At 62.5% G+C, this 12,771-nt stretch carries 14 protein-coding genes; 3 read left to right on the forward strand and 11 right to left on the reverse strand.

The window, feature by feature from the left end:
• The 9 genes from fdh3B to ABIB80_RS27380 all read right to left on the reverse strand — a co-directional run bounded on the left by fdh3B (position 1) and on the right by ABIB80_RS27380 (position 8,172).
• Positions 1-597, reverse strand: coding sequence for a formate dehydrogenase FDH3 subunit beta (gene fdh3B / locus ABIB80_RS27340; RefSeq protein WP_007592757.1), 597 nt, complete (start codon positions 595-597; stop codon positions 1-3).
• Positions 598-610: 13 nt separating this feature from the next.
• Complete coding sequence (locus tag ABIB80_RS27345) at positions 611-3,559, reverse strand: formate dehydrogenase subunit alpha (RefSeq protein ID WP_354128780.1); 2,949 nt, start codon at positions 3,557-3,559, stop codon at positions 611-613.
• Positions 3,560-3,571: 12 nt separating this feature from the next.
• Positions 3,572-3,781: a twin-arginine translocation signal domain-containing protein gene (locus ABIB80_RS27350; RefSeq protein WP_007592759.1), complete on the reverse strand. Its 210-nt coding sequence runs from the start codon at positions 3,779-3,781 to the stop codon at positions 3,572-3,574.
• Positions 3,778-4,602 (reverse strand): molecular chaperone TorD family protein, encoded by an 825-nt coding sequence (locus tag ABIB80_RS27355; protein ID WP_354128781.1) that lies wholly within the window; start codon positions 4,600-4,602, stop codon positions 3,778-3,780. Before ABIB80_RS27355 ends, ABIB80_RS27350 begins: the two co-directional genes overlap by 4 nt.
• Before the next feature lie 136 nt (positions 4,603-4,738).
• On the reverse strand, positions 4,739-5,347 hold the full coding sequence (locus tag ABIB80_RS27360; RefSeq protein ID WP_354128782.1) for a DUF3306 domain-containing protein: 609 nt from the start codon (positions 5,345-5,347) through the stop codon (positions 4,739-4,741).
• Positions 5,344-5,856 carry a DUF3305 domain-containing protein gene (locus tag ABIB80_RS27365; protein WP_007592762.1) on the reverse strand — a complete coding sequence of 171 codons (513 nt, stop codon included), beginning with the start codon at positions 5,854-5,856 and terminating at the stop codon, positions 5,344-5,346. Before ABIB80_RS27365 ends, ABIB80_RS27360 begins: the two co-directional genes overlap by 4 nt.
• Positions 5,853-6,860: a DUF6352 family protein gene (locus tag ABIB80_RS27370; RefSeq protein WP_354128783.1), complete on the reverse strand. Its 1,008-nt coding sequence runs from the start codon at positions 6,858-6,860 to the stop codon at positions 5,853-5,855. Before ABIB80_RS27370 ends, ABIB80_RS27365 begins: the two co-directional genes overlap by 4 nt.
• Positions 6,857-7,396, reverse strand: coding sequence for a DUF6505 family protein (locus tag ABIB80_RS27375; protein WP_354128839.1), 540 nt, complete (start codon positions 7,394-7,396; stop codon positions 6,857-6,859). Before ABIB80_RS27375 ends, ABIB80_RS27370 begins: the two co-directional genes overlap by 4 nt.
• Before the next feature lie 8 nt (positions 7,397-7,404).
• Entirely contained in the window at positions 7,405-8,172 is a 768-nt protein-coding gene (locus tag ABIB80_RS27380; RefSeq protein WP_007592767.1) for a biotin/lipoate--protein ligase family protein, read from the reverse strand.
• Positions 8,173-8,307: 135 nt separating this feature from the next.
• Here ABIB80_RS27380 and ABIB80_RS27385 point away from each other — a divergent pair, with 135 nt between their 5' ends.
• Positions 8,308-10,278, forward strand: a complete 1,971-nt coding sequence (locus ABIB80_RS27385) for a 4Fe-4S binding protein (RefSeq protein ID WP_354128784.1) — start codon at positions 8,308-8,310, stop codon at positions 10,276-10,278.
• A 33-nt stretch (positions 10,279-10,311) separates the two neighbouring features.
• On the opposite strand, the gene ABIB80_RS27390 is transcribed toward ABIB80_RS27385, so the two are convergent.
• Positions 10,312-11,601 carry a c-type cytochrome gene (locus ABIB80_RS27390; RefSeq protein WP_354128840.1) on the reverse strand — a complete coding sequence of 430 codons (1,290 nt, stop codon included), beginning with the start codon at positions 11,599-11,601 and terminating at the stop codon, positions 10,312-10,314.
• A 69-nt stretch (positions 11,602-11,670) separates the two neighbouring features.
• The gene (locus ABIB80_RS27395; RefSeq protein ID WP_354128785.1) at positions 11,671-11,892 is read right to left on the reverse strand and encodes a hypothetical protein; all 222 of its coding nucleotides are present in this window, start codon (positions 11,890-11,892) and stop codon (positions 11,671-11,673) included.
• Between the two features lie 168 nt (positions 11,893-12,060).
• On the opposite strand from ABIB80_RS27395, the gene ABIB80_RS27400 reads away from it, so the two are divergent.
• Together ABIB80_RS27400 and ABIB80_RS27405 are read left to right on the forward strand one after the other, a co-directional pair.
• Positions 12,061-12,330 (forward strand): hypothetical protein, encoded by a 270-nt coding sequence (locus ABIB80_RS27400; RefSeq protein ID WP_354128786.1) that lies wholly within the window; start codon positions 12,061-12,063, stop codon positions 12,328-12,330.
• A 102-nt stretch (positions 12,331-12,432) separates the two neighbouring features.
• Positions 12,433-12,555 (forward strand): hypothetical protein, encoded by a 123-nt coding sequence (locus tag ABIB80_RS27405; RefSeq protein WP_007592777.1) that lies wholly within the window; start codon positions 12,433-12,435, stop codon positions 12,553-12,555.
• The last annotated feature ends 216 nt before the right edge of the window (positions 12,556-12,771 follow it).

Consider the following 12,771-nt stretch of genomic DNA (forward strand, 5'->3'; position numbering starts at 1 on the left):
TCAGGACTCGATCGTCTCGCGATACGCGGTCTTCCAGCCCCACGCGCCGGAGCCGTAGCCGCGCTTCATCACGCGTTCCTTGTAGATCTGGGCGATGATCTCCCCGTCGCCGGCGAGCAATGACTTCGTCGAGCACATTTCGGCACACAGCGGCAACTTGCCCTCCGCCAGCCGGTTCGCGCCGTACTTCTCGTATTCCTCCTTGCTGCCATCGGCCTCGGGGCCGCCGGCGCAGTAGGTGCATTTGTCCATCTTGCCGCGTGAGCCGAAATTCCCGACCTTGGGATATTGCGGCGCGCCGAACGGACAGGCGTAGAAGCAATAGCCGCAGCCGATGCAGAGGTCCTTGGAGTGCAGCACCACGCCATCGGCGGTGGTGTAGAAACAGTTCACGGGGCACACGGCTGCGCAGGGCGCGTCGGTGCAGTGCATACAGGCCATCGAGATCGAACGCTCGCCTGGCTTGCCATCATTTATGGTGACCACGCGGCGCCGGTTGATACCCCAGGGCACCTCATGCTCGTTCTTGCAGGCGGTGACGCAGGCATTGCACTCGATGCAACGGTCGGCGTCGCAGAGGAATTTCATACGGGCCATCGTCGTTGCTCCTTTATGCCGCCGCGATTTGGCAAAGAGTGACCTTCGGTTCCTGCATGCCCGTCGCGGGATCATATCCGTAGGTCGTGATGGTGTTCGCGCTTTCGCCGAGAACGATCGGATCTGTCCCCTTCGGATAGGCGCTGCGAAGATCCTTCCCTGCCAGCCAGCCGCCGAAATGGAAGGGCATCCAGGCGACGCCCTTGCCGACACGCTCGGTGACGAGCGCTTTCATCCTCGCTCTGGAATTGTTCTCTGCGCCGGTGACCCAGACCCAGCCGCCATCCTTGACGCCGCGATCAGCAGCATCGGCCGGGTTGATTTCGATGAACATCTCCTGCTGTAGTTCGGCAAGCCACGGATTGGTACGCGTCTCCTCCCCACCCCCCTCATACTCGACCAGACGGCCCGACGAGAGGATGAGCGGGAACTGCTTGGCAATCCCCTTCTCCACAGCAGCCTTCTGCACCGAGAAGCCGATGTTGGGCATGCGAAACTGCTTGGCATTGGGCAGCGTCGGATATTTCTCGACAAGATCGACACGTGGCGTGTAGATCGGCTCGCGATGGACCGGAATCGGATCGGGCAGGCCGAAGGCGTTCATGCGTGCCTTGCCGTTGCCGTACGGCACGCAGCCGTGTTTGAGCGCGACCCGCTGGATGCCCCCTGAGAGATCGAGCGACCAGGACACCGAATCCGGATTGGTCGGATTGATCTTCATGATCGTGGCCATCTCCGCTTCGGTGAGATCCGTGTCCCAGCCAAGCTTCTTCAGGCTCGCCAGCGTGAATTCGGGATAGCCGTCCTGGATCTCGGAATCCTTAGAGTACGATTTGTCGGCCAGCAGGCTGACCTTGCGCGTGGACCCGTCTGGCAGCTTCTCCTCGCGTTCGATACCGAAGCGCGGCCGGAACGTGCCGCCGCCATCCATCACCGCGAGATTGGTGTTGTAGAGCAGCGGCGTGCCCGGATGCCGGACGTCCGGTGAGCCCCAGCACGGCCACGGCAGGCCGTAGTAGTCACCGCCGACCTCGGGATCGTCCTTTGGGGCACGCATCGTCAGCATGTCGAACTTCGCCTGGTGCTTCATGTGCGCCTTGAGCCGCTCAGGCGATTGCCCGCAATAGCCGGTCGACCAGCTGCCGCGATTCATTTCGCGCAGCACATCCTCTGCTTCAGGCAGATTGTTCTCGACCTTGATTTTCTTGAACATCTGGTCTGCGAATCCGAGCTTCTTGGCCACAAGATAAATGACCTCGAGATCATCCTTGGATTCGAAGATCGGTTTGACGATCTGCTCGCCCCATTGCAGCGAGCGGTTCGAGGCGACGCGCGATCCCTTGCACTCGAATTGCGTGGCCACGGGAAGAATGTAGACGCCATCCTTGCGGCCGGCCTCGACCGCCAATGACGCCCACGTCGTGGGATGCGGGTCGGCAATGACAAGCAGGTCTAGCGCCTTCAGGCCGTTGAGAGACTCCGGAATGCGCGTGATGCTGTTGCTGGCGTGCCCCTGAACGAACACTGCCCGTACGTTGTCCTTCTGAGCGACCTGATCTTTCGGCAGCGTTACTGCCTCGAACCAGCGGGTCAGAGGAATGCCGGGAGTCTCCATGATCTGCTTGGAATCGAAGCGCGACTTCAGGAATTCGTAGTCAACGTCCCAGACCCGCGACCAGTGCTTCCACGCGCCCTCGGCGAGACCGTAGTAGAACGGCAACGTCACAATATCGAGCCCAACATCGGTCGCCCCCTGCACGTTGTCGTGGCCGCGGAAGATGTTGGCACCCATGCCCGGTCCGCCCACATTGCCGGTCAAGAGCAGCAGGATGCAGCTCGCCCTCACATTGGCGGTGCCGACGGTCTTCTGGGTCTGGCCCATGGCCCAGATCAAGGTCGACGGCTTCTCGGTGGCGAACAGCTTGGCGACCCGCTTGAGCTGTTCGCCTGGAATGCCGGTGACGCGCTCCACCTCATTCGGATTCCATTTCTCCACTTCCTTGCGGAGATCGTCGAAGCCGTAGACGCGCTGCCTGATGAATTCCTTGTCCTCCCAACCGTTCTGAAGGATGTGCCACATGATGCCGTAGAGCACCGGAATGTCGGTGCCCGGACGCATCCGCACATATTCCGTGGCGTGCGCAGCGGTGCGTGTCATGCGCGGGTCGATGACGATGAAGTTGGCCTTTTGCAGTTCCTTGCCCTCGAGCAGATGCTGCAACGAAACCGGATGCGCTTCGGCCGGATTGCCGCCCATGATCATCTGGGTCTTGGCGTTGCGGATATCGTTGTAGCTATTGGTCATCGCGCCATAGCCCCAAGTATTGGCGACGCCGGTGACAGTGGTCGAATGGCAGATGCGTGCCTGATGGTCGGTGTTGTTGGTGCCCCAGAACGCCCCGAGCTTGCGGAACAGATAAGCGCCTTCATTGGTCATCTTGGCCGAGCCGAGCCAATAAACGGAATCGGGACCCGATTTTTCGCGAACTTCGATGATCTTGTCGCCGATCTCGTTGATCGCAGTCTCCCAGGAGACGCGCGTCCATTGCCCGTTTAAGAGCTTCATCGGATAGCGCAAACGCCGCTCGCTGTGCACCAACTCGCGTACGGAAGCTCCCTTCGCGCAATGAGATCCTCGATTGATGGGGGAATCCCAGCTCGGCTCCTGGCCGATCCAGACCCCGTTCAACACCTCCGCGGTCACGGTGCATCCGACCGAACAATGCGTACAGATGCTTTTCTTGACGGTGGCCCCGGCGGTCAGCGGACCCGCCACGGCCGCTTCCGCCTTGCGCACGCCGGAAATCGGCATGGTCCCGAGTGCCGCGAGCGCGCCACCCGCAAGACCGGACCGGCGCAGGAAGGCGCGGCGATCGAGACCGCCGGTCTGCCTTGCCATGGTGTCCGCGACCGAGCCGCGGCGGTCGGATCCGGAATGCTCTTGTGTTCGCTTGATAAGCACGGGCGGCCTCCCTCAGGCGGGATAGCGGTTGACGCGGTAATAGGCCTTCACGTGATCGGATTCCTTGTAGCGCGACTTGCGCTTCTCATCGTCATTCTCGCTGTCGGCCTGCGCGGAACCGACGAGTGGCGTCGTCAGCATGGCCCCAGCGCCTACCGTGCCGATGCCAACCCTGCGGAGGAAGTCGCGCCGTCCGACGATCGCTTTCTTTTCATCGCTCATCGCACCTCTCCCGGACCAGCCTCGCATGGCCACTTCGCGAACGAAAATCCTTGCCTCTCGATCTCGATAAACAGGCGGCCGAACGTGCCGACCGCGCGGTAGAACCTTGCGCTCGCCGCCTGCTCCATGTCGCCAAACAGACGTCCCATCCAGGACGAAACGTGTTTCTCGAACAGCGCACGCTGCGCAACGAACGGCGCTTCCCAGCGGCCATCAGCCATTCCGGCCATGATCGCGCAGAGGATGGCGGCATGATCCTCAGGCTCGGAATTGCCCTCGGCGCGCGCGATGCCGAGCTCCGCGAGATCCGTCCGCAAACGTGACAACGGCCGCTCGTTGAGGAAGCCGGTCATATAGTAGGAGGCGTAGGGCAGCAACTCACCGCGGCCGAGACCGACAAAAAGGTCGAAATATTCACGTTCGACCTGAGCTGCGGTCGTGTGCGAAGCGGCTTCCGCCAAGCCGGCGTGAGCCTGACCGAGTGGCGTGCCGTCTCCGCTCAAACCCGTAAGCCGATCGAGCAAGCGCTTGGACGGCGCAGCTGCGAGCAAGGCGGCGAGAAGGACATATTCCTGCGCTCGCGCGACATCGATCGGATCGATGCTGTCTTGCGATGCCGTGTGTTCGTGATGGTGATCGGGATAGAGATCAGGCCGCAGCTCGGCCCGAGGAACACCTGTTGCAGCTTCGACCGCAATCACCCGCTGAGCGGGTATCTTGCTCCAGTTCGAAATCGAGGGCTGGCTGATGTGGATTTTGCGCGCAAGCTGGGCCACGCCGCCTGCGGCGTCAATGGCGCGATATAGCCCGGCGTCACGCACATGGACCTCCGTTGCCTGAGACCCTCGAGCGACCAATTTTACTTGCGCAACAAAGCGCTAGCAAACCTAGACCTAGTTCCGCAGACGGTCAATCGCCGCTCAATAGGTTGAGGCTATAGCGCCTTTGGTAGCAACACTATTGAGGCAGGGCACTACCATGTACGCGGCGCGGAACAGTATCGGGCTCCATGGCCGATTGCGATGCAACGGGAGTCGCGATCTCTGTGGGACCGGTTTCATCAGGCGTCTCGGTAAGCCCAACGGAGTGCACAATATCGCCATTCGGAACGGCCGAGGACTCCTGCAATTGCGTCGGCGTGTCAGGCTGAGTCTCTGCGGCGTCACGCAGACCCCCGACGATCCGGTCGACCCAGGCTGCCAGCTCCGCCTGCGAGCAATCGAGTGGTCCGAAGCCGGGCATGGCATTCGGATCGTTGAAGTCCCAGGCGTTCTCGGCGAGCCCCACGAAATCGCGGATCGCCGGATCGGCCGTCCAGGCGCGGCGAAGGGCCGCTTGCATCAATTCGGGCGGAATACCTTTGCGCAGGAAGGCGGTGATGTCGGTTCCCGCCGCGATCGCGTCGATCGACGGCAAGCTGCCAAGATCCACGTCCGGTTCGGGCTCGGCCGCGGCGGATGGCACCGCGGCTGCACCGGCCGGCCCGGCTGTTTCCGCTGGCGGAGCATTCGAATTCGACGCGCGCTTGCGACGCGACCAACGTGCGAGAAACTCTTCCTCGGTCATTCTTGCCCGCCTTCATGCTGCCGACGCGCCAAAGCCTCGGGGTCGGCGCGCCGGCGCTCGCGTTTGACGAACTCTCGCTCGACGTGGTGTTCGGCAATGAAGCTTTCAATCAGCTCGCGCACTACCTCGGGCATCGGTACGGCTTCAACCAGATTGTCAGCGGCCCCGGTAAACCCCTCTCCTTCGGCGGGATCAGCGGTCGTGGCGGCGATCGCATAAGGCCAAGCTCCCTCGGATGGGCTCAAGACCACCCAGAGGCTCGGCGTGCCGGAGGCAATATTGTCGCGGTAACGCGCAGTTTCCGACACGTACAGATCAACCGTTGCGCTGCCGGCATAGAACCAGGTGGTGCCGCCCTGTTCGCGCAAGATTGTCCAGGGCTCCGTGTCCGGTATGTCAGGCAACACGGCGGCGCTCCGCCAGATAAAATCGCCCCACGGCGAATCCGCCTTGCGCAGTTCGACGACGATACCGACGGGAATACGCTGGAGCGGCAGGGCAACACTCATGAGATCGCCTCCAGGCGCCTGATCGGGAGTCCCCTCAACAGGTTCTGCGGTTTCATGCGGAGCTTCCGATCGGCTGTCATCGCTAGGATCAGATAGACCGGCTCGCCCCGCAGGGTCTCTAGGGCGAGTTGAGGATCCGCAAAGGTGAGGCGAAACAGCGAAAGAACTCGCCCTGCGCTGAGCCCGTCGAGCTCCTCGCCATGCCAAAGCCGATCGCCCATCTTGGTGGCGTCAGCGTCCAACCCGATATACCAGGCCAGCTTTACCTCGCGTAGTTCCGTCAGCGGTTCAATGCGAACATCGATCCCGAGCAGATGGGAGACCCAGCGCGTCATCGCCTGTGCCAGCGCGCGAGGGCCTCGCCCACCCGCGGTGAGATCGAGGGCCATATCGAACTGGTTGCTGCGTTGCCAATAACTCTCGGCATTTTCCTCGCTCAGCACATCGAGCTGGGCGTCAGTCTTGGTGCCCAGCATCGAGATCAGCGACAAGATAGGCGTCGGGCTGCGATCGCCGACAACCTCTTCGTCGCCAAGCAGCAAGGCCTGTTCATGTGGAAGGATCCGCTGCGGCCGGAAGAACAGCTCGGCGGCGCGCAGCACGAACACATCGTCGTTGGCGTCAAGCGCATTGCGCAAGATCACATGCACGAGCTGGTTGATGAACAGCGGCGGCAGGACGTTTGACGACGAACTCAGAACTGCGAGATACGCAGCTTCGAGCGTCGGGTGCCGCAACATAAGATCGCGAAACTCCACCACGAAGCGCCAGTTCTCCCGCGCGTCCTCATCGGCGATCGCAGCGACCTCGTCGGCTGCGACCGCCCGGCGCGGATCAGCAAGCATCTCACGATGCAGTCTTCGTTCGACCGGGCACGCGTCCTTCGGCGGCATCAGCTCGGGACGGGCAAAATAAGCCTTCAAGAATTCGTCGGTGACACGAAGCCCGCCGCTCTCGTCGCGATCGAGCAGATGATGGCCGCATGCGATCCAGAAATCACTCATCGGAGGAGCCGCTCCTGGCCCCCATCAGAATAGTTAAGATCGCTGTCGGCTTTGACATCATCCTCGATTTCCATGAACGAGAATGCCTTGCCATGACGCTGCCCTTCCCGCAGTTGCAGCTTACGGAAGCTCTCGTGGACGTCGCCGTCGCCGCCCGAGCGGTGGACCGCAATGAGCGAGCTGACCGGGTGCGAGCAGAGCGACTGTGCAAAGGTGACTTCCTCTTCCGCAGCGGCCCTCGCAATTGCCATGTCCGGTGCGCCGAACCGATCGACAAGTTGTCTGGCAAGGAGCTCGATCAGCACCTGGCAATCGTCCTCGGTTGCCGGAACGATCTGCGCGAGCGTCGACCATCCCCAGGATTGCACGCCAAGAAAGCCGCTGCGGAAGGCGGCACGTGCCTTTCGGCTCAGCTCCGCCGGATCCTGACCGCAGAAGCGGAAGGCGCCGGAGACGGCCCATTCGCCTGGCATTGCCGGCACGTCGAACACGAAGGTGTCGGAGGGATCCAGGGCGATCGTGCGTAGAAGTTTGATAGTCTTTTTCACCGCCTCGGCCCTCCAAGCGTCGGATCGAGCCAGGATGGCGAGGCCAGCGCGTCGACGAGAGCTGCCCGCTCGGTCGTATCACGACCCGTGTGGCGCGTGAGCAGATCGCCGCGATCATCGATGCGTCGGAGCGTTTGCCGCTCGCGAGGGATACGGCTGAGATATTCGCGCGCGACGCTGTCAAATCCATCGACCTGCCAACTGTCGATCGCCCGCATCAGGTGCCGCGCAAAGCTCTCTGTCATCTGTACTGCGCCGGCCTCGCCGAACCCTTCCTCATCGAGGGCGGAGGCAAGCGGGCGAACACCGGGATCATGATCGTTGATCATGACTGTTCGAATCATGGCCCCAAATACGAGCCAATCCGGCGGCTCATCCTCGTCCGCGGATGCAGGCCAGCCAAGCCGTCCCCCTCCGACGAGTCCACCGTCGATCCTCACCGCATCGGGCCAACCGATCGCAACTTCCTTGGCCGGCGGCGCATAGGCGCGCAGGGCGTCGGTCAGGGCGACCATGCCGGCGTAAAAGGCGCGGCGTGCGGTGATCAGCGGCTCCGTGGGCTCCAGCACCACCGCGAACTCGGCGACGTCGAACCGCCCTACATAGACCAGCGTGCCGGCACCGCTTTCGGGTGCAATGCAGCATGCATGGGCGAACGCGTCTCCGCTCTCGCGCAACCGGACCAAGGCAAAGGGCGGCGGCAATTGGATCCATTCCGCCGTGGAAGCGAGGCTGGTTGGGATCGACCGCAGGCCTTCCTCCAATTTCTCCTTTTCCCCAATTGACAATATCTATACGAAGCGAAGGATCGGAGCGAGCCCGTCATTCGTCGCCTTCTCGGAGGGATGAACCTGGAGCAGCCAGCGAAGACCATCCTGATTTGTTCGTGTGAAGACACGATGCGGCTTGACGTGGCCGCGATCAAGCGCGGATGCGACAATGGCGACATCAGGAGTTTTCGTCACCTGTGCGGCGCCGAGCTCGACCACTTTGGCCCATGCGCAAAGGCAGAGGGCCCTCTGACCGTTGCCTGCACGTATCAGCAATCCTTGTTTGCGGAGCAAGCCGGCGATCGTTCCGCGCCGATTGCTTTCGTGAACATTCGTGAGACGGCAGGCTGGTCGACCGAAGGCACGCATGCGGGCCCCAAAATGGCAGCGCTGCTCGCAGCCAGCGCCGTGCAGGCGCCCGATTATCCACTTGTCACGCTTGCCAGCGACGGCGTCATCCTGATCTATGGCCGGGACGAGGCGGCGATCGAAGCCGGGCTGCTCCTTTCGGATCACCTCGATGTGACCGTGATGCTGAGGGAGCCGGGCGCGATCATCTCGCCTGTGGCAACGCCCTTCCCGGTCGTTAAAGGAACCATCCGTAACGCCAGAGGACATTTTGGCGCTTTCGAGCTCACCGTCAACGACTACGCTCCCCCGCGCCCCTCCTCGCGCGACCACTACGTCTTTGAAACTCCACGCAACGGCGCCACCTCGCGTTGCGACATCGTCATTGACCTATCGGGAGAGAGACCGCTGTTTCAGGCGCATGATCTGCGCGACGGTTACCTGCGGGCCGATCCCAAGGAGCCGGGCGCCATGCTGCGAGCCGTCCTGAGCGCGCGTGAACTTGTCGGGCGTTTCGATAAGCCTAAATATGTCGAGTTCACGCCCGATCTTTGCGCCCATTCGCGCTCGAATCTGACCGGCTGTCATCGCTGTCTTGATCTATGCCCCACGAATGCGATCACGCCAGCCGGCAATCATGTTGCTATCGATGCCGAGATTTGCGCCGGCTGCGGCCAATGTGCCGCCGCCTGCCCGACGGGCGCCGCGTCCTACGCGTTGCCGCCCGCGGACACCCAGCTTCAGACCATCCGCGCCATGCTGCTCGCTTATCATCAGGCGGGCGGATCGAACCCCGTCCTGTTGCTACACGACCGCCAACACGGCACGCCGTTGATCGACGCGCTGGCGCGGCACGGCGATGGCCTGCCTGCCCACGTCATCCCTCTGGCCGTCAACGAGGTGACGCAGATCGGGATTGAGGCTGTCATCGGCGCATTTGCCTACGGAGCGACCGCGTTCCGGCTTTTGCTCCGCGGCAAGCCGCGGCATGACGTGGCTGGACTGACCCAAACGATCAACATGGCAGAGACCATCCTTGCGGGCCTCGGATTTGAAGGGCGCCGGGTCACCGTGATCGAAACTGACGATCCGGAGTCAATGCTGGAGCACCTGAGGGGCATCGAGCGACTTGCCGCGGTGAACACGCCTGCGACCTTCAAGACCGTCGGCAAGCGGCGCGACCTGCTTCGCTTCGCGTTGAGCGAACTGCATCGGCTCGCACCGAAGCAGGTCGACGTCATTGCCTTGCCTCAGGGCGCTCCGATTGGCGCGGTGAGTGTTGATACCGGTGGATGCACGCTGTGCCTGTCCTGCGTTTCCGTTTGCCCGACGGGCGCGCTCCGCGACGATCCCGACCGTCCAGTGCTCAAATTCGTCGAGGATGCCTGCGTGCAATGCGGTCTCTGCCAGAGCACCTGTCCCGAGAAGGTCATAACGCTGAAGCCGCAGATCGATTTCCGCGCAGGCCGCGCGCCCGCGATTGTGATCAAAGAGGAAGAGCCTGCCCTTTGCATCCGCTGCGGCACGGCATTCGGCGTGAAGAGCACGATTGATCGCATCGCGGTCAAGCTCGAGGGCAATCATTGGATGTATCCGGCGGGCGACCAGCGCCTCGACGCCATCAGGATGTGCGCGGATTGCCGCGTGATCGTGATGAGCGAACAGCGGTTCAATCCGTTTGAGGGCGTGCCAGAACGCGCGCCGCCCCGAACCACCGAGGATTATTTGCGCCGGCCGGACAGCAAGACGTAGGCGCGACGTCCCTCGTCCAGGTTAGGGCCTCGCCTATTGCGAGGTCGCCCGGGCCAGGAAGTCGGTCAACGCGCGGCGGTCTTCGGCCGATCCGATGCGCTGCTCCGGCATCTTCGTTCCCGGCGTGTAGGCGTTGGGCCCGACTTCAAACAGCTTTGCGACGGTCTCGGGGCTCCAGACGATATCCATCGTCTTGAGCGCCTCGGAAAACCGATAGCCCGAGAGCGAGGCGATTTTCCGTCCGAACAATCCGGCAAGCGTTGGCCCTGCACGTTGCGGCTCCTTGTCCGACAGCGTGTGGCAGGCAACGCAAGCGCGAAAAATATCGGCACCATGATCGCCCGCATAAGCGGCCAGCGGATCCGCTGATGTCCCGAACAGGTTCGAATCGACGGGCTCACCGGTATACACGTTCCAGCGCCGGATCTTTCCGTCCGCACCTCCGGTCACGAGCGTTGCTGCATCATGCAGAAACACGACCGACCAGATCGGGAAAACGGGGCCCACGAGCGTCCGCAACACTCTCCGCGGCTTGCGCTGCACAATGGCAACCGTGCCGTCGATGCCTGCGGCGGCGATCAGCATCCCATCATCGGAAAGCGCCAAAGCGACGATCGGTGCCAAGCCCGCGGCCACCTGGCCCTCCAGCTCCCCGTCCCTCGTCAACATGCGCAGCTTGCCGTCAGCCCCTGCCGCGACGATCTCGCCATCGGGCGCGATGGCGACGGCGTTCAATGGCGCTGGCAATTCCACCGTCTCAGGCCGGCCCTCGGGCAAGCGCCAGATGCGCAACGCACGATCATAGCCGACGCTAACGAGCGACATGCCGTCTGGAGCGAGGGCCACACCGTTCACATTCTGCGCGTGACCTTCGAACACCCGGGCGGCGCCATCAGCCAACGACCAAAGGCGCACGCTATGGTCCCAAGAGGCCGAGGCGAGGCTCGATCCGTCCGACGCCACGGCGATTGCCACGACGGGAGCGGTATGCCCCTCGAGGACTTGATCAGGCTGTTGGCGGCCGGCTGTCCATACCGCCAGCCGGGCGTCGGACCCCGCGGTGACCATGCGGCCGTCCTGCAGGAAAGCAACGGCGTTAACGGCGTCCGCATGATACCTTAGCACCTCGCCCGCCGCGTTGGTCTTAAGCGACCAGCGGATGACGGAAGTGTCGAAGCTGCCCGACAACAGGCTGTCGCCATCAGCCGAAACGGCGAGCGCACGGACGGGGCCGCCGTGACCCGCAAGCTGCGCGTGCGCCGCTGACGCAGCAACAATCTCCAGGAGGGTTGCGGCAACCCGGGCGCACGAAGCCCATCGCATCAATCACTGCCAGCCATGGTCACTCTATGCCGTCAAGAATGCCCGAAATAAGTGTCCGCGGCACCGCACTTACTTCTTCGGCGCCACGACTTTCTTGGACGAGCCCTCGGGCGCCGCCTGCATCCCGGGCGGGCTCTGGCCCTGCGGACTCTCGGCGGGCGCGCCGCCCGAACCCGTATTAACCGGGCCGGTCCAGCCCTGTGGCTGCGGCTGGCCCCTCTCTTCGGGAACCGTCTGTGGCGCAGGCGCCCCCGTCTGACGGGATTGGGCGAGCGCACTATCGAAGGCCACGACCGCTGCCAGGCATAGTATGGATGTCAGTGCCTTCACGGCCAGATCCTCCTTCTGGGGCGCAAGCTTCAACGAGGAAGGATCGGTATCCGTTCCTCGACGCGCACTGCGTCAGTTCGCCCGCCGCCCGCAATCTTCCCTTGAATCGCGGCAGCGCGAGTCCTAGCCTTGGTTTTTGCTCGTCATGTCAAGGAAGAAGGCATGCTGGGGCAATCGAGGCCATTGCTGCGGATGATCTCATGGCTACGCGCCATGCGCATGTTCTTGATCGCTCCAGAGCCAGCTACCCGAAAAGCCTCGCCTCTGCTCGCTTTTACGGTTGTCGTGCTCATGCTGCTCCTCCTCATATTGGAAGTGGACTTGCAAAGCGCCGACCTTCAATCGCTGGGGTTGATGAGCGATGCATTTTCGATCGACCCGGTTTTTAAGAGCCCCTAGACCCGGCAGCAACTGCGGGCGAGCTTGAGATCGTTCGCCACAGTTACTCACAGGAAGCGGCATCGTAAGATGAGTACGGCTTGTAAATGATGGAGTTCGCGCATGAAGGCTTTTCTGCTCGGTTGCGCTGCTGCCGTTGTGATCGCAATTGCAGCAATGGCGCTCTTGGATCAGGTGCAGAAACCAGTTGCCCAAGCGTTTGCTACAACCGGTGTCCGCCTGTAAGACTGCCCGCCACAAGACGCGCCGGGGTGGCCGCTTGATGCTCGGCTACTAATCTCCACGAGGTGAGGCGCGGGCTTCCATGACATCGCTACAAAGCGATCCCTTGTCGGAGTATCGACCGCGCCTCAAGGGCAGAATGCGATCAGGCACATCAAGAGTGGCACTTCTCCCTTCTCAGTCGAAGTACGACGTTCAGCAACATGGGAACGCTCTTTG

This window comes from Bradyrhizobium sp. i1.15.2 (genome assembly GCF_040548425.1).
Taxonomy (GTDB): domain Bacteria; phylum Pseudomonadota; class Alphaproteobacteria; order Rhizobiales; family Xanthobacteraceae; genus Bradyrhizobium; species Bradyrhizobium canariense.

What these genes read in the sequence shown, in the direction of transcription:
- fdh3B (WP_007592757.1), bottom strand. Translation starts at nt 597, where the DNA reads ATGGCCCGTATGAAATTCCTCTGCGACGCCGACCGTTGCATCGAGTGC.
- ABIB80_RS27350 (WP_007592759.1), bottom strand. Translation starts at nt 3,781, where the DNA reads ATGAGCGATGAAAAGAAAGCGATCGTCGGACGGCGCGACTTCCTCCGC.
- ABIB80_RS27360 (WP_354128782.1), bottom strand. Translation starts at nt 5,347, where the DNA reads ATGACCGAGGAAGAGTTTCTCGCACGTTGGTCGCGTCGCAAGCGCGCG.
- ABIB80_RS27365 (WP_007592762.1), bottom strand. Translation starts at nt 5,856, where the DNA reads ATGAGTGTTGCCCTGCCGCTCCAGCGTATTCCCGTCGGTATCGTCGTC.
- ABIB80_RS27370 (WP_354128783.1), bottom strand. Translation starts at nt 6,860, where the DNA reads ATGAGTGATTTCTGGATCGCATGCGGCCATCATCTGCTCGATCGCGAC.
- ABIB80_RS27385 (WP_354128784.1), top strand. Translation starts at nt 8,308, where the DNA reads ATGCGGCTTGACGTGGCCGCGATCAAGCGCGGATGCGACAATGGCGAC.
- ABIB80_RS27390 (WP_354128840.1), bottom strand. Translation starts at nt 11,601, where the DNA reads ATGCGATGGGCTTCGTGCGCCCGGGTTGCCGCAACCCTCCTGGAGATT.
- ABIB80_RS27405 (WP_007592777.1), top strand. Translation starts at nt 12,433, where the DNA reads ATGAAGGCTTTTCTGCTCGGTTGCGCTGCTGCCGTTGTGATCGCAATT.